22 protein-coding genes and 1 other RNA gene are annotated in these 19953 nt (G+C 72.9%); 22 read left to right on the top strand and 1 reads right to left on the bottom strand.

Annotation, left to right across the window (positions count from 1 at the left end; all coding sequences use genetic code 11):
* Window positions 1-5 precede the first annotated feature (5 nt).
* The 16 genes from nadC (at window position 6) to ssrA (ending at window position 14811) form a co-directional block, all read left to right on the top strand.
* Window positions 6-905: a carboxylating nicotinate-nucleotide diphosphorylase gene (gene nadC / locus SERN_RS01430; protein ID WP_135848350.1), complete on the top strand. Its 900-nt coding sequence runs from the start codon at window positions 6-8 to the stop codon at window positions 903-905.
* A 1-nt stretch (window position 906) separates the two neighbouring features.
* A complete protein-coding gene (locus tag SERN_RS01425; protein WP_135848349.1) occupies window positions 907-2082 on the top strand; it encodes a cysteine desulfurase family protein in 1176 nt (391 codons plus the stop codon).
* 190 nt (window positions 2083-2272) lie between these two features.
* Window positions 2273-2689 carry a GntR family transcriptional regulator gene (locus SERN_RS01420; protein WP_135848348.1) on the top strand — a complete coding sequence of 139 codons (417 nt, stop codon included), beginning with the start codon at window positions 2273-2275 and terminating at the stop codon, window positions 2687-2689.
* A complete protein-coding gene (locus tag SERN_RS01415) occupies window positions 2686-3363 on the top strand; it encodes a hypothetical protein (RefSeq protein ID WP_135848347.1) in 678 nt (225 codons plus the stop codon). Before SERN_RS01420 ends, SERN_RS01415 begins: the two co-directional genes overlap by 4 nt.
* Window positions 3360-4265, top strand: a complete 906-nt coding sequence (locus SERN_RS01410; protein WP_135848346.1) for an ATP-binding cassette domain-containing protein — start codon at window positions 3360-3362, stop codon at window positions 4263-4265. The genes SERN_RS01415 and SERN_RS01410 overlap by 4 nt, the downstream gene beginning before the upstream one ends.
* On the top strand, window positions 4262-5071 hold the full coding sequence (locus SERN_RS01405; RefSeq protein WP_135848345.1) for a hypothetical protein: 810 nt from the start codon (window positions 4262-4264) through the stop codon (window positions 5069-5071). Before SERN_RS01410 ends, SERN_RS01405 begins: the two co-directional genes overlap by 4 nt.
* Window positions 5072-5095: 24 nt before the next feature.
* Window positions 5096-6217: a peptide chain release factor 2 gene (gene prfB / locus SERN_RS01400; RefSeq protein ID WP_135848344.1), complete on the top strand. Its 1122-nt coding sequence runs from the start codon at window positions 5096-5098 to the stop codon at window positions 6215-6217.
* Between the two features lie 161 nt (window positions 6218-6378).
* Window positions 6379-7134 carry a cell division ATP-binding protein FtsE gene (gene ftsE / locus SERN_RS01395; RefSeq protein ID WP_135848343.1) on the top strand — a complete coding sequence of 252 codons (756 nt, stop codon included), beginning with the start codon at window positions 6379-6381 and terminating at the stop codon, window positions 7132-7134.
* Complete coding sequence (gene ftsX / locus SERN_RS01390) at window positions 7131-8054, top strand: permease-like cell division protein FtsX (RefSeq protein ID WP_135848342.1); 924 nt, start codon at window positions 7131-7133, stop codon at window positions 8052-8054. The genes ftsE and ftsX overlap by 4 nt, the downstream gene beginning before the upstream one ends.
* Window positions 8055-8065: 11 nt before the next feature.
* On the top strand, window positions 8066-9535 hold the full coding sequence (locus SERN_RS01385; protein ID WP_135848341.1) for a M23 family metallopeptidase: 1470 nt from the start codon (window positions 8066-8068) through the stop codon (window positions 9533-9535).
* A gap of 30 nt (window positions 9536-9565) precedes the next feature.
* Window positions 9566-10276: a DUF6882 domain-containing protein gene (locus SERN_RS01380; RefSeq protein WP_135848340.1), complete on the top strand. Its 711-nt coding sequence runs from the start codon at window positions 9566-9568 to the stop codon at window positions 10274-10276.
* A 71-nt stretch (window positions 10277-10347) separates the two neighbouring features.
* Window positions 10348-10866 (top strand): SsrA-binding protein SmpB, encoded by a 519-nt coding sequence (gene smpB / locus SERN_RS01375; protein WP_135848339.1) that lies wholly within the window; start codon window positions 10348-10350, stop codon window positions 10864-10866.
* 25 nt (window positions 10867-10891) lie between these two features.
* Window positions 10892-12775, top strand: a complete 1884-nt coding sequence (locus SERN_RS01370) for a DUF2207 domain-containing protein (RefSeq protein ID WP_135848338.1) — start codon at window positions 10892-10894, stop codon at window positions 12773-12775.
* A 78-nt stretch (window positions 12776-12853) separates the two neighbouring features.
* Entirely contained in the window at window positions 12854-13264 is a 411-nt protein-coding gene (locus tag SERN_RS01365) for a DoxX family membrane protein (protein WP_135848337.1), read from the top strand.
* A gap of 35 nt (window positions 13265-13299) precedes the next feature.
* Complete coding sequence (locus tag SERN_RS01360; RefSeq protein ID WP_135848336.1) at window positions 13300-14367, top strand: LLM class flavin-dependent oxidoreductase; 1068 nt, start codon at window positions 13300-13302, stop codon at window positions 14365-14367.
* A gap of 76 nt (window positions 14368-14443) precedes the next feature.
* Window positions 14444-14811: a transfer-messenger RNA gene (gene ssrA, locus SERN_RS01355) on the top strand.
* A gap of 117 nt (window positions 14812-14928) precedes the next feature.
* On the opposite strand, the gene SERN_RS01350 is transcribed toward ssrA, so the two are convergent.
* Complete coding sequence (locus tag SERN_RS01350; RefSeq protein WP_135848335.1) at window positions 14929-15321, bottom strand: TIGR03618 family F420-dependent PPOX class oxidoreductase; 393 nt, start codon at window positions 15319-15321, stop codon at window positions 14929-14931.
* 262 nt (window positions 15322-15583) lie between these two features.
* Here SERN_RS01350 and SERN_RS01345 point away from each other — a divergent pair, with 262 nt between their 5' ends.
* The 6 genes from SERN_RS01345 to SERN_RS01320 all read left to right on the top strand — a co-directional run bounded on the left by SERN_RS01345 (window position 15584) and on the right by SERN_RS01320 (window position 19895).
* Window positions 15584-15898 (top strand): DMT family transporter, encoded by a 315-nt coding sequence (locus SERN_RS01345; protein ID WP_135848951.1) that lies wholly within the window; start codon window positions 15584-15586, stop codon window positions 15896-15898.
* Complete coding sequence (locus tag SERN_RS01340) at window positions 15898-16299, top strand: DMT family transporter (RefSeq protein ID WP_135848334.1); 402 nt, start codon at window positions 15898-15900, stop codon at window positions 16297-16299. The genes SERN_RS01345 and SERN_RS01340 overlap by 1 nt, the downstream gene beginning before the upstream one ends.
* Window positions 16300-16574: 275 nt before the next feature.
* The gene (locus SERN_RS01335; protein ID WP_135848333.1) at window positions 16575-16856 is read left to right on the top strand and encodes an HU family DNA-binding protein; all 282 of its coding nucleotides are present in this window, start codon (window positions 16575-16577) and stop codon (window positions 16854-16856) included.
* 156 nt (window positions 16857-17012) lie between these two features.
* Window positions 17013-17804, top strand: coding sequence for an ABC transporter ATP-binding protein (locus tag SERN_RS01330; protein ID WP_135848332.1), 792 nt, complete (start codon window positions 17013-17015; stop codon window positions 17802-17804).
* The gene (locus SERN_RS01325; protein ID WP_135848331.1) at window positions 17780-19417 is read left to right on the top strand and encodes a hypothetical protein; all 1638 of its coding nucleotides are present in this window, start codon (window positions 17780-17782) and stop codon (window positions 19415-19417) included. Before SERN_RS01330 ends, SERN_RS01325 begins: the two co-directional genes overlap by 25 nt.
* A 112-nt stretch (window positions 19418-19529) precedes the next feature.
* Window positions 19530-19895: a DUF3039 domain-containing protein gene (locus SERN_RS01320; RefSeq protein ID WP_135848330.1), complete on the top strand. Its 366-nt coding sequence runs from the start codon at window positions 19530-19532 to the stop codon at window positions 19893-19895.
* The last annotated feature ends 58 nt before the right edge of the window (window positions 19896-19953 follow it).

Raw genomic sequence — 19953 nt, 5'->3', positions numbered from 1 at the left:
GCGTCGTGCTGACCCGCCAGGTGCTGGACGCCGTCGTGACCCTCGCGCTGCTCGAGGACGCCCCGTCCGGCGACCTCACGGGTGAGGCGTTCGTCCCCGCCCCGGCCCGGGCGCGTGCCGTGGTGCGGGCGCGCGAGGAGGGCGTGATGGCGTGCGGCGACGTGGTCGCTGCCGTGATGCACGCCGTCGACCCGGCCGTGGCCGTGACCGACGTGCTGCCCGACGGCGCCGCGTTCGGCCCCGGCGACGTGCTGGCGACGATCGACGGTCCGGCGCGCGCCGTGCTGCGCGGTGAGCGCGTGCTGCTCAACCTGCTGGCGCGGATGGTCGCCGTCGCGACCCGCACGCGCGCGTACGTGGCCGAGGTCGACGGCGCCCGCTCGGCCAGCGGCCGGGCGGTGCGCGTGGTCGACACGCGCAAGACGACGCCGGGCCTGCGCGCGCTGGAGAAGCACGCGGTGGTCTGCGGCGGCGGCCACAACCACCGGTTCTCGCTGTCGGACGCCGTGATGGTCAAGGACAACCACCTCACGACGCACGCGGCCGGCGAGGTCACGGCGGCGCTTCGGTCGGCGGCCGAGCGGCTGCCGCACACCACCCACATCGAGGTCGAGGTGGACCGGCTCGACCAGATCGAACCCGTGCTCGCCTCCGGCGTGGTCGGCACGATCATGCTCGACAACTTCACGCTCGCCGATCTCGCGACCGGGGTCGCGCAGGTCGCGGGCCGAGCACTCGTCGAGGCCAGCGGGGGAGTCACGCTGGCGAGCATCGGCGCGATCGCGCGCACCGGCGTCGACCTCGTCTCCGTCGGCGCGCTGACGCACGGCGCGGGGTCCGTGGACCTCGGTCTCGACATCGACGTGTCCGCGGACGCCGGGGCCACCGCGGACGCCGGCGCCTGACGTGGTCTACCTCGACGCCGCCGCCACGACGCCTGTGCGCCGCGAAGCGCTCGAGGCGATGTGGCCGCACCTGACGGGGCGGTTCGGCAACCCCTCGTCGGTGCACGCCCTGGGGCACGACGCCGCGGCGGTGCTCGACGACGCGCGGCGCGCGGTCGCCCGCGTGCTCGGCGCGCGACCCGCCGAGGTGTCCTTCACCTCGGGCGGCACCGAGGGCGACAACGCCGCGGTCAAGGGCCTCGCGCTCGCGCGGCGCGAGGCGACCGGGGCGACGCGCGTGGTGGTGAGCGCCGTCGAGCACGACGCCGTGCTGGCCTCCGCGCACTGGCTCGGCCGGTTCGGTTTCGAGGTCGTGGTGCTCGGGGTCGACGGCGACGGACGGGTCGATCCCGGCGAGGTCGCCGCGATCCTGGACGGGGGCGACGTCGCGGTCGTCTCGCTGCAGCTCGCGAACAACGAGGTCGGCACGGTCCAGCCGGTGGCGCAGGTGGCGGCGCTGACCCGGGCCGCCGGGGTGCCGCTGCACACCGATGCGGTGCAGGCGGCCGGGTGGCTGCCGCTCGACGTCGCGGCGCTGGGCGCTGACGCCCTCACGCTCTCGGGCCACAAGGTCGGGGCTCCGCCCGGAACCGGCGCGCTCTGGGTGCGGCGCGGTGTGCGCCTCGAACCGCTGGTGCACGGCGGGGGACAGGAGCGCGGTCGGCGCTCGGGCACGGAGAACGTGCCGGGTGCGGTGGGGTTCGGCGTCGCACTCGGGCTGGCCGAGGCCGAGCGGGTGACCGCGACCGGCGACGGCGTCGACCCCGTCTCGCGCGACCGCGACGCCTTCGTGGCGGCGGTGCTCTCCGGCGTCGGCCCGCTCCTGCCGGGCGATCGCGGTGTCCGGCTGACCGGACACCCGACGCTGCGCCTGCCGGGACACGCGTCGTTCGTGCTCGGCGGTGTGAGCGGTGAGGCGGTGCTCCTGGAGCTGGAGGAGCGCGGCGTGCTGAGCTCGTCCGGCTCGGCGTGCCACGCGGGCTCCGACGAGCCCTCGCACGTGCTGACGGCGATGGGGATCGACCGCGAGACGGCGCAGACCGCGCTGCGGTTCACCTGGTCGCGCACGACGTCGGCGTCCGATCTGACGTCGGCCGCGCACGCTCTCGTCGACGCGGTGAGCACCCTCCTCCCTTGACTCGCGAGGTACTTCTGGGCGTCTCCGAGGTACTTCTGGCCGTTCGCGAGGTACTTCCCGAGCCCGATCTCGCACGGAAAGTACCTCGCCGACGCCCGAAATCACCTCGCGAACGCCCCAAAGTGCCTCGCGGTTGACGGCGTGGGCGGACCTGTGGTTCATTACTCAAGTAACGAACCAAGGAGGACCGATGTTCGACGGACCCGAGCCGCTCTACGTGCAGATCGCCACGCACGTGCGCGACCAGGTGCTCTCCGGCGACCTCGGCGAGGAGGAGCAGGTCATGTCGACCACCCAGTTCGCCACCACGTACCGGATCAACCCCGCCACCGCGGCGAAGGCCTTCGCCGGCCTGGTCGAGGAGGGCGTGCTCTACAAGCGCCGCGGCCTCGGCATGTTCGTCGCCCCCGGCGCCCGCGAGCTCCTGCTCGACTCCGGACGCCGCGCCTACGTCGCCGACGTCCTGGACCCGGCGTTGGCGCAGGCCGCCCGCCTCGGGATCCCGATGGACGTCGTGCTCGCCCGGGTGCACGCCTCGGCGCTCGCCGTACCCCCCGCCGCACCCGCGTCCGCGCAGGACGCCGCCTCCGGGACGGTGCGGTCGTGACCGCCGCGTCCCTCACCCGTACCGTGCTGGCGCGCGTCGCCCGCCCGCGCACCCTGGCTCCGTGGGCCTGCAGCATCGCCGGCGGTCTCGGCGGCTGGGCGCTGCTGACGCTCTGGTGGGACCAGGACCTCGACGCCGTGGGGCTCGGCCTCGTCGCCGCGATGCTCGTCGTGGGGCTCGCAGGGTCCGTCTCGGTCCTGCTCGCCTCCGACGTCCTGCGTCTCGCGCTCGTCGCCGGCGCGACGCGTCGCCGCGTGCTCGCGGCGTGGGCCCTCCTGACCGTCCCGCTCGTCGTCCCGGTCGTGGCGGTCGTCGTCGCCGGGGTGTCGGCGGTCGGTGCGTCCTGGGGCTGGATCCCGAGCGGCCTCGTACCCCTCCTGATCGTCGCGACGACGACCTGGTTCGGCGGGCTCGGCCTGCTCTGCGCGCTCGCGTCCCCGCGGCGACGGGTCCGCCGCACCGCCGCCCCCGGGCTCCTCCTCCTCGCCCTCGCCTCCGCCGTGGGTGCGGGAGCCACGACGTTCGACCCCGTTCCCGGGTGGGCGATCCTCGCCGTCGCCCTGGTCCTCACCATCGCCGTGGCCGCGCGCCTCGCCCTGGGCACCTCCGTGCCCCCCGACCGCGCCGGCCTGCTGGCCCGCACCCCCACCACCAGGAGAAAGGTCGCCCGATGACCACCGCACCGATCGCCGTCGCAGCGCACGGCCTGACCAAGCGCTACGACGACGTCGACGCCCTCGCCGGCGTCGACCTCGAGATCCGCGCCGGCGCCGTCACGGGCCTGCTCGGCCGCAACGGCGCAGGCAAGTCGACGCTCCTGCAGCTCGTCGCGGGCTTCGAGCGCCCGACGTCGGGCCGCATCCTGGTCGACGGCGAGGATCCGTTCGACAACGCCGTCACCATGGCCGACACCCAGCTCGTCCGGGAGGGCGGGGACGCCTTCGCCTCCGAGCCGGTCACCGACACCCTCGGCTGGTACCGCGACCTCCGCGAGCACTGGGACGCCGACCTCGCCGCCGGTCTGGCCGACGCCTTCGAGCTGGACACCAGCCAGAAGGTCGAGAACCTCTCGCGCGGCCAGTCCTCGATGGTCGGCGCGATCATCGGTCTCGCCTCCCGGGCGCCGCTGACGATCTTCGACGAGACGTACATCGGCATGGACGCACCCAACCGCGAGACGTTCTACGAGGCGCTGCTGACCGACTACGCGGCGCACCCGCGCACGATCGTGATCTCCAGCCACCTCATCTCCGAGGTCGAGCGGATGTTCGAGGACGTCGTCATCCTCGACGCCGGGCGCGTGCTCGTGCACGGCGACGCCGACGAGGTCCGCGCCCGCGGCCTGACCCTCACCGGGCGCGCGACCGAGGTCGAGCGGCTGCTCGGCACGCGCGACGTCCTCGCCCGTCGCGATCTCGGCCCGACGTCGCAGATCACCGTGCTCACCCAGCCGGGCGACGAGCTGCCTGCCCTGGCGCGCCAGGCCGGCCTCGAGGTCGACGGCGTCGGCCTGCAGGACCTGTTCGTCCACCTGACGCGGCGCACCGCCGCCTCGCCCGAAGGAGAGTCGCGATGACCGCCGCCACCCCGACCCCGATCCCGCGCCCGACCCCCGCCACGCCCGGTGCCCCCGCGGACCGCGAGGCGCGCCGCCGCCGGCTGGAGGGGCGGGCCACACTGCAGGCGTTCCTCGGGGCAGCCGGCATGGTCGCGTCCATCGGCCTGTGGTTCTGGGGCATCCTCGCGGTCGTCCAGATCGGTCTCGGCGTGCTGCTCCCGCGCCTGCTGGACGTGCTCGGCTCCGGCAGCTCAGGCGCCTCGGTCCAGGTCGGCCCGGTGGGCGCCCCGCAGGTGTTCCTGTTCGTGATGGGGATCATCACGGGGTCCGCCTTCCTCGACGTCCACGTGGCGGCCGGCGCCACGCGTCGCTCCGCGTGGCGCGGTTGGGTGCTCGCCGCCCCGGCCGTCGGGATCGCCTTCGCGGCCGTCGGACTCCTGACGACGGCGCTCGCCCGGTTCGTGACCACCACGATCGTCCCGGACGAGGCGGCAGCGGCCGTCGCCCACGGCCCGTTCGACGACGCCCTCCCCGTCGCTGCAGCCCTCGCGGTCCTCGGCGCGACGGCGTTCCTCGTCGGCATCGCGGTCAACCTGGTCTACCGGCACCTCGGCGGTGGTCTCGGCACGCTGGCGCTGCCGGTCGCCCTCGCCCCCGTCGTGCTCGCTCACGTCGTCCTGCTGCAGGGCGGTGCCTCGACGCCGGACGGCGGCAGCGTCCCCGGTGTCGGCACCTCACCCCTGGGCTGGTCGCTCGCGGTGGTCTGCCTCGCGCTCACCCCGCCCCTCCTGCACGTGCTGCTGCGCCGTCTCCCGATCACCTGACCGGGGCGGCCGGTAGGCTGGCTCATCGTGGCCACCGACTTCCCCGCCGAGATCTCCTCGCTCCGCGGCACCCTGAACCAGATCACGATCGTCAGCGACCCCGAGAAGCTGCGGGCCACGATCGCCGAGCTGGAGCAGGCGGCGTCCGCCCCGGACCTGTGGGACGACACCGAGAAGGCGCAGGGCGTCACCAGCCGGCTCAGCCACGCGCAGTCGGACCTCGAACGTCTGACGAGGCTCGCCGACCGCATCGACGACCTCGAGACCCTGGTGGAGCTGGCCAGCGAGGAGAGCGACGCCGAGACGCTGGCCGAGGCCGAGGCCGAGCTGATCGTCATCCGCCGGGCGCTGGGCGAGCTCGAGGTCCGCACGCTGCTCGCGGGGGAGTACGACGCCCGCGAGGCCGTCATCACCATCCGCTCCGGCGCCGGCGGCGTGGACGCCGCTGACTTCGCCGAGATGCTGATGCGCATGTACCTGCGCTGGGCCGAGCGCCACGGCCACCCCACCACGGTGATGGACACCTCCTACGCGGAGGAGGCGGGCCTGAAGTCCGCGACGTTCGAGGTCAAGGCGCCCTACGCCTTCGGCACCCTCAGCGTCGAGGCCGGAACGCACCGCCTCGTGCGCATCTCGCCCTTCGACAACCAGGGCCGTCGTCAGACCTCCTTCGCCGCCGTCGAGGTCATCCCGCTCATCGAGCAGACCGACCACATCGAGATCCCCGAGAACGAGATCCGCGTGGACGTCTTCCGCTCCTCGGGCCCGGGCGGGCAGTCCGTCAACACGACCGACTCGGCCGTGCGCCTGACGCACATCCCGACCGGCGTCGTCGTCTCGATGCAGAACGAGAAGTCCCAGATCCAGAACCGCGCCGCCGCGATGCGCGTGCTCCAGTCGCGTCTTCTCCTGCTGCGCCAAGAGCAGGAGAACGCCAAGAAGAAGGAGCTCGCGGGCGACGTCAAGGCGTCCTGGGGCGACCAGATGCGCTCGTACGTGCTGCAGCCCTACCAGATGGTCAAGGACCTGCGCACGGAGCACGAGTCCGGCAACCCCTCGGCGGTGTTCGACGGCGAGATCGACGACTTCATCGACGCCGGCATCCGTTGGCGCCGCCAGGGTCAGATCGCGGCCGAGGAGGCCTGAGCCCTCGAGGCCGAGGCCCCTCTCCCAGGCCCTTCACAGGAAACAAGGGTCCGGCGTGGCGTGCGTCGAGCACTTGCGGCGTGTGCCTATGGTGGCTCGGGCCAGAGCGTGACCACCGTTCCCCGTACCCGAGACTGGCCCGCTGTGAGTGACGTGCTGCTGTGATTCGTTTCGCTAAGGTCTCCAAGGTCTACAAGCGCGGGGCCCGTCCCGCGCTCGACCGCGTGTCCCTCGGGGTGGAGCGCGGTGAGTTCGTCTTCCTCGTCGGCGCCTCCGGCTCCGGCAAGTCGACGTTCCTGCGCCTCGTGCTCCGCGAGGAGCGCGCCACCTCGGGCCGCGTGCACGTCGCCGGCCGCGAGATCACCACGCTCTCGCAGTGGAAGGTGCCCGGCCTCCGCCGCCAGATCGGCGTCGTGTTCCAGGACTTCCGCCTGCTCCAGAACAAGACCGTGTTCGAGAACGTCGCCTTCGCGCAGCAGGTCATCGGCCGTCCCCGGCACACCATCGCGCGCGAGGTCCCCGAGACCCTGGAGCTCGTCAAGCTCGCTGGCAAGGAGAAGCGGCTGCCGCACGAGCTCTCCGGCGGTGAGCAGCAGCGCGTCGCGATCGCGCGCGCCATCGTCAACCGGCCGAGCATCCTGCTGGCCGACGAGCCCACGGGCAACCTCGACCCCGCCACGTCCGCCGGCATCATGAAGCTCCTCGACCGCATCAACTCCACCGGCACCACCGTGGTCATGGCCACGCACGACGAGGTCATCGTCGACCAGATGCGCAAGCGCGTCGTCCAGCTGATCGACGGCGAGGTGGTCCGCGACGAGAGCGAGGGCCGCTACGTCGTCGACTCCGAAGCCGCAGCGGCCGCAGCCCTTGCGGGCGCCCGCACCGACCGCACCCGCACGGAGCGCTCCGCATGAGCCGGTTCAGGTTCGTCCTCGGCGAGATCGGCCAGGGACTCCGGCGCAACATGTCGATGGCGGTCTCCGTCGTCCTGGTCACGTTCGTCTCCCTCACGTTCGTCGGTGCCGCATCGCTGCTGCAGATGCAGATCGGCAAGATGAAGGGCGAGTGGTACGACCGCGTCGAGGTCTCCGTCTTCCTGTGCCCGAGCGGCACACCGCGCGTGGAGACGTGCGCGGGCGGTGAGGCGACGCAGGACCAGATCACCGAGATCCAGGGCATCCTCGAGGCGCCCGCGATGGCCTCCTACGTGGACGAGATCTTCTTCGAGACCAAGGAGCAGGCCTACGAGGCCGTCCGCGCGCAGGCCGGCGAGGAGGACTGGTTCCAGCTCCTGTCCGTCGACCAGATGCAGGCCTCGTTCCGGGTCAAGCTGACCGATCCCACGCAGATCGACATCGTCATGGACGAGGTGGCCGGCCGCACCGGGGTGGAGGAGGTGCTGGACCAGCGCGAGATCTTCGAACCGATCTTCCTGGTGATGAACCGCGCCACCGTGCTCTCGGTGGGTCTCGCCGTCGTCATGACGGTGACGGCCGTGCTGCTGATCACCACGACGATCAGGCTCTCGGCGATGAGCAGACGCCGGGAGACCGAGATCATGAGGTTCGTCGGCGCCTCCAACTTCTTCATCCAGCTGCCGTTCATGCTCGAGGGTGCGCTCGCCGCGCTGCTCGGTGCCGTGCTCGCCACCGGGACCCTGTGGTTCGGGGTGCGGTACGGCGTCGAGGACTGGCTCAGCAGCTCGGTCGGTTTCGTCACCGACTACGTCACGACGGCGGAGGTCTGGCTCATCGCGCCGGTCCTCGCGGCCATCGGGATCGCCATCGCCGCCATCAGCTCGCTCGTGAGCCTGTCCCGCTACACGAAGGTCTGAGGTTCGCCCCGATGTCCTCCCGCACCCCCCTCGCCGGTCACCGGTCCCGCAACCGCACCCGAGCTGCTCTCGCGGCCGTGCTCGCCGGCGCCGTTCTGCTCGTCGGCGGCATCGCGCAGGCCGACACGCTCGAGGAGCTGCAGAGCCAGCGCCAGGCGAACGAGAGCGAGCAGGAGCGCCTGTCCTCGGAGATGGAGGGGACGGACGCGTCGCTGCAGACCGTCTACCTCGAGCTGACCCGCATCGCCAACGAGATCCCGATCGCGCAGGCGGAGGTTGACCAGGCGGTGGAGGACCTCGCCGCGGCCGAGCGCCACCAGACCTCCGTCGACGACCGCCTCACGGTCGCCGAGACCGAGGCCACCACGCTGACGGGCGAGGTCGAGGAGTCGCAGGCCAAGATCGCCAGCACCGAGGACGGGATCGGCGAGCTCGCCCGGTCCACCTACCGCGGCGGCGACGGCCTGACCGCGCTGCGCGTGGTGTTCGACGCCGGCAGCCCCGAGGAGTTCGCCACCCGCACCTCGGCCGTCAACTCCGCCATGCGGTCGCAGACCGACGTGCTGGACGAGCTCGAGACGACGGCCGCCACGCAGCGCAACTCGCAGTCGCGCCTCGACGCCGTCAACGTCCGCATCGGTGAGCTCAAGGTCGAGGCGGACGAGGCCGTCGTCGCCGCGGACGAGGCCCGCGACGCCGCGCAGGACCGCCGCAACGACCTCGACACGCTGCAGACGCAGGAGACGGCCAAGCAGGCCGAGCTCGAGACCTACCAGGACACGATCGCGGTGCAGCAGGAGCAGATCGCGACCGACAACGCGAACCTCGACGCCGAGATCCAGGCGATCTTCGCCGCGCAGGCCGCCGAGCGTGCGCGCCAGGCCGAGGAGAAGCGCAAGGCCGACGAGGCCGCCGCGGCCGCGGCTGCGGCCGCCGCCCAGGCGGAGCGGGAGCGTCAGGCGGCTGCCGAGGCCAACCGCGGCTCCGGCGGCGGTGCTCCGGCGCCGGCTCCCGCGCCCGCCCCGGCACCGGCGCCCCCGGCATCGGGCGGCGGCGCCGGCCTGATCCCACCCGTGCCCTCGCCGTTCCACGTCACCTCGCCGTTCGGCATGCGCACCTACCCGATCAACGGCGGGCGCTACATGCACAACGGGACGGACATCCGCTCCGCGTGCGGCAACCCCCAGGTCTCCGCCGCGAACGGCACCGTCGTCGGCGTTCGTCCCGCACGCGGCAACGGCACGCACGGCAACCAGGTCCTCGTCGACCATGGCGTCATCAACGGCGACTCCTGGGTCACCGTCTACAACCACCTCTCGCGGTTCGCGGTCAGCAACGGCCAGTCGATCTCGCAGGGGCAGACGCTCGGCTACACCGGGATGACCGGCGCCGTCACCGGCTGCCACGTGCACGTCGAGACGTGGCGCAACGGCACCCCGATCAACCCGGAGTCCCTTCCGGGCTGGAACCGCACCAACTGACGTCCGTCCCCGATCCGCAGAGGTGAAGCGATGCGTTCCCCCGGTCTGACCGCCCTCGTCGACGACGCCGCGTTCCTCTCCCACGAGGCGCAGCTCCACCTCACGGACCTCCACGGCTCCGACGCCCGCTGGGGCGTGGACCTGGCCGAGGGGACGTTCACGTTCGACGGCGAGGCGAGCGCCACCTACCCCGTGCAGCTCCTCGGGTCGGCGGCCCCCGGCCCACGGTCGTGGCTCTGGGGGTGGGCGAACCCGTCGGGCTACTCCGAGGGCGTGCTGCGCGCGGCGACGGCGGCCCGCACCCTGGGGGAGACCTACGGCATCCCCGAGCTCACCTCGGGTGAGGTGCCCTTCGACGCCGCGGACGGCGAGACCGCCCAGCGCGAGGTGGCGCCCGGCTACGCCGTGTCGGCGGATCTGGCGCGCGCCGCCGCCGTCGCGTCAGGCATCTGGTTCACCTACTCCGGCGCGGTCTCCGGCGGCACCCGCGTCTGGATGCTGCTCGAGGGCCTGACCCTGCCGCCCGCGACGTTCTCACGCGTCGGCCGGCTGCTGCCCGAGGTGCTCCAGGCCGGCGTGGTCACCGACCACCGCCGCGCCCTGGCCAGCTACGCGACCCTGCGCGACCTGGGCTGGGACGGCACGCACCTGGTCCTGCCCGACGGCGCCTTCACGATCACGTTCGACGACCGGGGCCGGATCTCCGGGATCGACGGGACCTCGGGCGCGCCGACCTCCTGAGCCCGGAGCCCGCTCCGCTCGCCGCGCAAAGCACGTGACCCCTCGCGGGGCCGCGACTAGGCTGGGTGACCATGTCCCGGATGAAGAACGCCGAGCGAGCCGAGCGCGCGGCCGCCGCCAGGGCCGACCGTCCGGCCAAGGTCGTCGTCGCCCGCAACAAGAAGGCGCGCTACGACTACCACATCGACGCCACGTACGAGGCGGGCATCGCGCTGACCGGCACCGAGGTGAAGTCGCTGCGCGCCGGCCGAGCCTCGCTCGTGGACGGCTTCGTGCTGATCGACCGCGGCGAGGCCTGGCTCGAGGGTGTGCACATCGCCGAGTACGCCGAGGGCACCTGGACCAACCACGCGCCGCGCCGCAAGCGGAAGCTGCTGCTGCACCGCCTCGAGATCGACAAGCTCGCGGGCAAGATCGGTGAGAAGGGTTTCACCATCGTCCCGCTGGAGCTGTACTTCCTCGGCAGCCACGCCAAGGTCGAGATCGCCCTCGCGCGCGGCAAGAAGGAGTACGACAAGCGCCAGACCCTGCGCGAGAAGCAGGACATGCGCGAGGCCACGCGAGCCATCCGCCAGCGCGAGATCGCCTGACACCCGACCCCTTGGAGCCCCCGACGTGAGAACGCCGATCCGACGACTGCTCGCGACCGCCGGGGCCACGCTCCTGCTGACGACCGGGGTGGCCACCGCCGCCCAGGCGGACGAGGACGACTGGACCATCACGCGCTACGCGGTGGTGGCCGAGGTGGCCGCCGACGGTGGCGCGCAGGTCACGATCGACCTCGACTTCGACTTCGGTCCCGACGACGACGCGCACGGTCCCTACCTCTCGCTCGTCGAGCGGCAGGAGATCGAGGGCGACCCCGACCGCTACCGCGTCACCGAGGTCGGCGACATCGCCGTCACCAGCAGCACCGGAGCCCCGACCGACCTCCTTGTCGAGCGCGAGGACGGCGGCGTCGTCGTCCGCGTGGGCGACGAGGACGTGGAGATCGGCGGCGTGCAGAGCTACACCGTCAGCTATCGGCTCGACTCCCTCGCGACGCCGGCCGAGGGCGCCGACGCGACGGACTCGATCGTGTGGAACGCCGTCGGGCTCGGGTGGGAGGTGCCGATGGAGAACGTCTCCGTGACGATCGTGGCACCGGGGGAGGCGACGTCCCTGGAGTGCGTCGCGGGCGGCGTGCGATCGACGACGCCGTGCGCCCGGTCCGCCGCGACCGGCGATCCCGGCGGCGGGGCCACGGTGACGCAGGACCGGCTCGAACCGGGCCAGGGTCTCACCGTGGCGGCGCTGTACCCGACCGGCACGTTCCCCGACGCCGCGGTCGCCTACGCGCCGCGACGCACGTTCGGCAACACCTTCGGCGTGACGCCCGCGACCGGCGCGGTCGGGGGTGCGGCGCTGGTCGGAGGCGTCGGCGCGCTCCTGCTGGTGCGTCATCGCCGTCGTGACGACGACGCCGTGACCGCCGTCGGTGCCGGCACGGGGGTCGTCTCGAGCGACCTGCCCGAGGGCTTCGCGACCGAGCCGCCGGCCGACGTGCCGCCGGGGGAGTTCGGCACCCTCATCGACGAGCGGGCGCAGACGCACGACGTCGTCGCCGTGCTGCTCGACCTCGCCGTGCGCGGGGTCCTGCACATCGAGGTCGTGCCCGAGGAGGACGACGAGGACCCCGAGCCCGGCCCGACGACGGACGAGCCCGAACCGGTCGACCCCGAGGACCTCGACTTCGAGCTCATCAGGGTCCAGGGCCCGCACGACCTGCGCGACTACGAGCGCGCCCTCGTCGACGGGATCTTCGGCGAGCGCCGCGACACCGTGCGGGTCAGCACGCGCTCGACCGAGATCGCCAAGGCGATCGCGGCCGCCCAGATCGGGTTGGACGACGCCGTGACGACCCACGGCTGGTTCGCCGGCAGCCCGCGGCGGGTGCGCAACCGGTGGCTGCTGGGCGGTCTCGGCCTGATCGTGGCCGGCCTGGTCGCCGCCGTCGTGCTGGCGCTGACGATCGGCTGGGGGCTCGTCGGTCTCGCGGTCGCCGCGCTCGGCGTCGTGACGATGGGCTTCTCCTCGGTCATGCCCTCGCGCACCGCGCGCGGCAGCGAGCTGACGCGCGAGGCGCACGCGTTCGAGCGGTACCTGCGCGACGTCACGTCGGACGAGCCCGCGTGGCCGCAGGGGCGCGAGCGACTCGTCCCGAGCGTCTTCGAGGCCTACCTGCCCTACGCCGTCGCGCTGCAGCTCGAGGAGCGCTGGACGCAGGCGTTCGCCGGGGCGCTCGACCGCGGCGAGCTGACGCAGCCGGACTGGTACCTGACCCCCGCGAGCCCGCTCTACCTGGGGCTGTGGTCCTCCGGAGGCTTCTCGAGCTCGATCGGGCAGGTCACGGCCGGGTTCGCGGCGACCACGACGGTGGCGGCGTCGACGGGCGGCGGGAGCGGCTACACGCCGTCGGTCGGCGGCGGTGCCGGCGGCGGTGGCGGGGGCGGCTGGTAGCGAGGACCGCTTCGCGGGGGGCGCGGGAGGCGGACGTAGGCTGGAACGCGCATCGTCCCCGAGCTCCAGGAGGCCTCCGTGTCCGCCGCCCTGCACCGTCTTCCCCTCCGCGCCACCACCGGCGCGTTCATCCTCAACTCCGGCATCGGCAAGCTGTCGCTGGACGCCGAGTCCGCCGCCGGCCTGCAGGCGATGGCCGCGAACGCGTTCCCGCAGCTGAAGGACATGAAGCCGGAGGAGTTCGGCAAGCTGCTCGCCGTCGGTGAGACGGCGCTCGGCGCCGCCCTCCTGCTGCCGTTCGTGCCTCGCCTGGTCGCCGGCCTCGGCCTCACCGCGTTCTCCGGCGCGCTGCTGTGGATGTATCACAAGACTCCCGGCCTGACCCACGACGGCGTCCGCCCGACGCCGGACGGCGTCGGCGTGGCCAAGGACGTCTTCATGCTGGGCGCCGGCCTGTCGCTCCTGCTGGACAACCGCCGCTCGAAGTAGGGAATGGGTCCCGGGCTCCATGCGTTCGAATAGACATGGAGCTCGGGATCTACACGTTCGGTGACATCAGCGACGGCGACGACGCGGCGGTGACGCTGCGCCACGTGCTGGAGCGCGTCCGGCTCGCCGAGGAGGTCGGCCTGGACTACGTCGGCATCGGGGAGCACCACCGCCCCGAGTACGCCGTCTCCTCGCCGGCGACGGTGATATCGGCCGCGCTCGCGCAGACGAGCCGGATCCACGTCGGCAGCGCCGTCACGGTCCTGTCGACCGAGGACCCCGTGCGGGTCTACCAGCAGTTCGCCACGATGGACGCGTTCTCGGGCGGTCGCGCCGAGCTGCTCGCCGGCCGCGGCTCGTTCATCGAGTCCTACCCGCTGTTCGGTGCCGAGCTCGAGGACTACGACGACCTGTACGACGAGAAGGTCGTGCTGCTGCTCGCGCTCGACGACGCCGGTGCGCTCGACGAGGCGATCACCTGGCGCGGGCGCTTCCGCCCCGATCTGACCGACGCCGTCGTGCTCCCGCGTCCCGCCGACGTGGCCGGGCGTGGCCGCCACCTCAACGTCGCTGTCGCCACCGGCGGCAACCCGCAGTCCTCGGTGCGCGCCGCGCTGCTGGGGCTGCCCATCAACTACGCGATCATCGGCGGCCGCCCGGCGCAGTTCGCGCCGCTCGCCGACCTGTACCGGCGCGAGTTCCGCGCCCGCGCGGCCTTCCCGACGGCGCAGCCCGCGGTGACGCTGTCGGGCTTCGGCTTCGTGGGGGAGGACTCGGGCTCGGCGCGCGAGACGTTCTACCCCTACTGGCACCGCAGCATGACCGCGATCTCGCGCGAGCGCGGGTTCGCGGCGCCCAACCGCATCACGTTCGACGCGACGGCCGCCCCCGACGGCGCCTACGCCGTCGGGAGCCCGCAGGAGGTGGCGGCCAAGATCGTGCGGACGCACCGCGCCGTCGGACACACGCGCCAGATCTTCCAGATGGACGTCGCCGGCGTGCCGCAGGTCGAGCAGCTCCGGGCGATCGAACGCCTCGGGACGCAGGTGCGGCCGCTGGTCGAGGCGGCGCTGGCCGAGGGTTCGCCGGCCGCTCAGGCGTGACGGCGCGGAATAATGGTGCGCCCCGCGGCGCTGCACCGGTAGCATGGAGACGCACGAGTGCTTGACAACAGAACACGGGGGTGAACGGTTTCGACGACGGCCGTTCAACCAGGGGAAGCGAGTCGAGGACGCACGGTTATCTCGTTAACGATCCGCGCAAAACCACAGGTGCCGATTCCAAGCGCACCGACTTCTCTCTCGCCGCCTGAGCAAGAGTAGAAGTCCGTCAGTCTCGGGGTGCTCTCGACCGAGTTGCTGGCGTCACCAAGAGAGCCACTGCTCGTAGCCTTCGTCAACGGGGCTGCGGGGACTTCTAGTTGACTGGGCCCGTCGGCTGGTTGTCAGCGACACAGCCGGGGCCGAGCAGAACAGCAGCTGACTGCACTCGGAGAAGTCCTGGTTCCACACCGTCGGACGCGGGTTCGATTCCCGCCACCTCCACCCCGTGATCGAGCACGAAGGCCCGTCCCCCTCGGGGGGCGGGCCTTCGTGCTGTCCGGGCTCCGCCGCCTGCCGCCTGCCGCCTGCCGCCTGCCGCCGCGGGACGCCCGGTGCGCCGACTCAGGACGCCGCGATCAGCCCCGCCGAACCGAGCACGCGCTCGGGCACCAGCTCGATCGCCACGCGCAGCGGGTTGGGCTGCGGCTGCCGGTAGCGCCCCGCGTAGAGCTCCACGGCACGGGCGATCGCGTCGGGGTCGCGCGTGACCGTGGCGCGCCCCGCGAGGCTCAGCCACTGCGGTCCGGCGACCTGACCCACGGTGGCCAGGCCGTCGCGCTCGATGTTGCGCACCTTCTGGCTCCCGTCGCGCGTGATGACGCGCACGACGCCGTCGTGCCACGTGAACCCCACGGCGACGGTGTGGATGAGGCCACCGGGGCCCATCGTCGACAGCGTGGCGAGGTGGCGGTCGGTGACGAAGGTGAACCCCTCGGGGGTCAGATCGATGCTCATGCGTCGATTGTCGCGCGGGCGGCGGCCGCGAGGAGTAGGTTCACCCTCGTCGGACGGCGGTGGTGCGACCCGGTCAGGACGCGCCACCGCTCCGTCGGCGCTCGGCGACGCCCCCTGGCCCGCGCGTCGCCGCTGTGGGAGGCTGGAACCAGCGCACGGATGCGCGAGCGGACGAGGGAGCTGTACCCGCACAGGACAAGACGGCCAGCGAAGGAACGTCATGTCCGACCCGTCCGCCCTGTCCAGCCTCGACGGCCTCCAGCTGCACTGGCCGATCCTCGTCGTCTCCGGTGTCCTCGAAGCCGTGTGGGCCGCGGCCCTCGCCGCGTCCCAGCGGTTCCGCCGACCCGTCCCGTCCGCGATCTTCGTCGTCGCCCTCGCCCTGTCGATGGCCGGCCTCGCGCACGCCATGACCGCCATCCCCGTCGGCACCGCCTACGCGGTCTGGGTCGGGATCGGGGCCCTGCTCGCCGTCGTCTGGAGCATGATCACCGGCGCCGAGCGCATCACCCGCGCGCGGGTGCTGCTCCTGCTCGGTCTCGTGATGTGCGTCGTCGGCCTGAAGGTGGTGGCCTGATGACCGCGCGTCGCGCCTGGACGATCCTGCTCGTCAGCGCCGTGCTCGAGGCCGTCTGGGCCACCGCGCTCGGCCTCTCGCAGGGCTTCTCGCAGGTGGGGCCGACCGTCGTGTTCGCCCTCGCCCTCACGCTGTCGATGATCGGTCTCGCGACGGCGATGCGCGCCATCCCGATGGGTACGGCCTACGCCGTGTGGGTCGGGGTCGGGGCCGCCCTGACGGTGACGTGGGCGATGCTCACGGGTATGGAGTCCGCCTCCGTCGTCAAGGTCCTCCTCCTGGTCGGGATCGTGGGGTGCGTGGTCGGGCTGAAGCTGGTCGCCCCGGCCCCGGGTGCGGCGTCGCCGTCCAAGGACGGCGAGACGCCCGCACCCCGCGAGGGGCACCCGTCCAGCACGTGACACGCCGCGGGATCGGCCGACATTCCGCCGTCTCGGCGACCCCGCGCGGCACGCGCCACCCGCTGTCGCCCTCCGTACGCGTCGTTGCAGGTCACAGCCCTGCGGGTTGAGTGTTGCGTGAAGGTCACGGCGAGGTCACGGTCGCGGGCTACCACGCCGTCCGCCCGGGTGGCCAATCGAGAAAACGGCGTGTTCGTGCGGATTCTGCGCGCAGAGCGCGTAGTGTCTCCACCCGAAAGCGCGCACGGTGCGCGCGAGATGAGAAGGGGAAACCTGTGACCGTTAACCGCACTGACCTCGTTGCCGCCATCGCCGACAAGGCGTCCCTGACCAAGAAGCAGGCCGACGACGCGCTCGCCGCCTTCCAGGAGGTTCTCATCGAGAACCTCGGCAAGGGCGAGGCCGTCAAGGTGACCGGCCTGCTCTCGGCCGAGCGCGTCGAGCGCGCCGCCCGCACGGGCCGCAACCCGCGCACGGGCGAGGAGATCTCGATCCCCGCCGGCTACGGCGTCAAGCTCTCCGCGGGAAGCACGCTGAAGGCCGCCGTCGGCAAGTGATCCCACCCCGCTGCGGGCGCTGACCCGCGGCGAGAGGATCCGAGAGGACGGGACCCTGCCACCCGGCAGGACCCGTCCTCTCGTCGTACCCGGACGGGTCCGCCTCTCCGTCTCGTGGCTGAGGCGGGGGAGCGGCGCCTCTGCGAGGGTGGAGGCATGGACGTCGCAGCAGCCGCCACCCCCGATCCGATCCCGCCCGCCCTGCGCACGTGGGGCCTGTTCAAACGGTTCGGCGCCAAGGTCGCCGTGCAGCAGTTCGAGCTCTCGATCCCCGCCGGCTCCTACTTCGGCATCGTCGGCCCCAACGGTGCGGGCAAGACGACCACCCTGAGCATGGCCACGGGCCTCCTCGCCCCCGACGCCGGGACCGCCTACGTGCACGGCGTCGACGTGTGGCGCGACCCGCACACCGCCAAGAGGCAGCTCGGCATCCTGCCCGACGGCTTCCGCCTCTTCGACCGGCTCACGGGTGCCGAGCTCGTGACCTACGCGGGCCTGCTGCGGGGGATGGACCCCGCCGTCGTGACGCAGCGCACCGACGACCTGCTGGGCGTCCTCGGGCTCCAGGACGACGCGGGCAAGCTGGTCGCCGACTACTCGGCCGGCATGACGAAGAAGATCGGCCTCGCGACCGCGATGGTGCACGCGCCCAGCGTGCTCGTGCTCGACGAGCCGTTCGAGTCCGTCGACCCCGTCTCCGCGGCCCACATCCGCGGCCTGCTCGGCGACTTCGTGGCCAACGGCGGCACCGTCGTGCTCTCGAGCCACGTGATGGAGCTCGTCGAGCGCCTGTGCACGCACGTCGCCGTCATCAACGACGGGGCTCTCGTGGCCTCCGGCACGATCGACGAGGTCGGCGGCGGAAACCTCGAGGCCCGGTTCGCGCAGCTCGTCGGCGCGACCGAGGCGATGGGAGGTCTGCCGTGGTTGCGACCCTCGCGCGACTGAGGTTCGCCCTCCTGCGCAACACGCTGCTGCGCGAGAAGTGGCGCATCGTCCTGCTCGTCGTCGGTGTGGTCTACGGGCTGGGGCTGCTCGCGCTCGGCGTCGCCGGGATGGCCGCGCTCAACGTCGTCGACGACGGCGTCCGCAGCACCGCGCTGGTGCTGGCCGGCTCGGTCATGGTGCTCGGGTGGGCCGTCGTGCCCGTGCTCGCGTTCGGCCTGGACAGCACGCTCGACCCGCAGCGGTTCGCGGTCTACCTCGCGCCGAGCCGGCGGTTCGCCGTCGGACTCCTGCTCGCCGGGGCGGTCTCGATCCCCGGCGTCGTGACCGTGCTGCTGTCCGTGGGGTCGGCGTTCGCCTGGCTCAGCACGTCCGGGACCGCCACCAGCGTGGTGACGGTCCTGGTGGCGATCGTCTGCGGCGTGCTGGGGGCGCTGCTGTGCTTCCTGCTCGCCCGCGTCACCACGACGGCGGCGTCCGGCGCCATGCGCGGCCGCCGCGGTCGCGATCTGGCCGGGCTCGTGGCCGGGGTGCTCGTGCTCGTGCTGGCGCTGACGCCGTCCTTCCTCCAGAGCGTCGACCTGGGCGGTCTGTCCTACGACGCCGTGGCGGGGGTGCTCGCGTGGACGCCGTTCGGCGCACCGTGGGCGATCCCGGCCGACGTCGCCGCGGGCGAGGGGGTTCTCGCCGTCGCGCGGCTGGCGATCGTGCTGGCGACGATCGCGCTGGCGCTGCCGCTCTACCAGCGGCTGCTGGTGCGCACGATGACGACGGTCGGCTCCGGCGGGCCGTCGGGCGGGACGCGGAGCACGCGGCTCCCGTTCGTGGCGCGGCTCGTGGCGCGTGGCGTGAGCCCGGGCGCGGCGGCCGTGGCCGCGCGGTCCCTGCGGTACTGGCGCGGTGACCCGCGCTACCTCACGCAGGCGCTGTCGATCCTGGTCCTGCCGGTGCTCCCGATCATGATGGCGTTCCTGATCTCGAACCAGGACACGGGTCTCGACCGCGGGGTCGCGCTCGGGTGGGCCGTGCTCGCCGTCGGACCGCTCGTGGCGTGGATCGGGGCGTGGGCGGTGCACGACGACGTCGCCTACGACTCCACGGCGTTCTGGCTGCACGTCGCCTCGGACGTCCGCGGGATCGACGACCGGTGGGGCAGGGCGCTGGCGGTCCTGATCTGGCTCGCGCCGCTGACGGTCCTGCTGAGCGTGGTGCTGCCGGTCGTCGGCGGCCGCGCCGAGCTGCTGCCCGCGGTCCTCGGGCTCTCGCTCGCGCTGCTCGGCACGGGGACCGGGGTCTCGGCGGTGTTCAGCGCCGCGGTGCCCTATCCGGCCGCGCCCCCCGGATCGAATCCGATGGCGAACCAGACCGGGGCGATGGGGGCGACGTTCGTGGCCCAGCTGGGGTCGTTCGCGGTGCTCGGCGTCATCGTCCTCCCGACGGCGCTGACGCTGATCCCGGTGTTCGCGGCCGGGACCGCCTGGGCGTGGCTGACGCTGGCGCTCGGCGCGGCGACGGGGGTGGTGGTCGCGTTCCACGGGCTGCGGTGGGGCGGGCGGCTGCTCGACCGGCGAGCTGTGCGACTTCTCACCACGATCCGGTCGTGGCCGAAGCACTGATCGCCACTGATCAGGGCCGACGGTCCTGCGGTCGCCCGGTGCGGCGGTGGGCGGGTGGTTCGGGAGGCCGCCGGGACCCATCGCGTCGGAGGGTCCCCGTACACTCGGGACCATGAGTGAGCCCCTGCCGCCGAGCACCCCCGGAGCTCCCGAGGGTCCCTCGGGTCCGGCCACGCAGGGCTCCACCGGCACCCTCGAGCGCACCGAGACGCGGCACGCCACGCAGCCGGGCGACAACGAGCGCTACGCGCACTACGTGCCGAAGGACCGCATCCTCTCCTCGGCGATGTCGGGCGAGCCGGTCATCGCGCTGTGCGGCAAGATCTGGCTCCCCACGCGCGATCCCAGCCGGTTCCCGGTGTGCCCCGCGTGCAAGGAGATCTACGCGGGCATGCACGGCGGCAGCGGCGGTTCCGGTGACTCGAACGGCTCGGGCTCCGGCTTGGGCGGCTCCGGGTCCGGCGGATCGGACGCGTGAGCGCGCCCCGGCGCGCCGACGCAGGCGGTACGGCCCGGGGTCAGCAGCCCGGGCAGGA

The organism is Serinibacter arcticus (assembly GCF_004786095.1).
Taxonomy (GTDB): domain Bacteria; phylum Actinomycetota; class Actinomycetes; order Actinomycetales; family Beutenbergiaceae; genus Litorihabitans; species Litorihabitans arcticus.
Note: the sequence above shows the minus strand (reverse complement) of the source record. Positions and strands in the feature narration are given on the sequence as shown.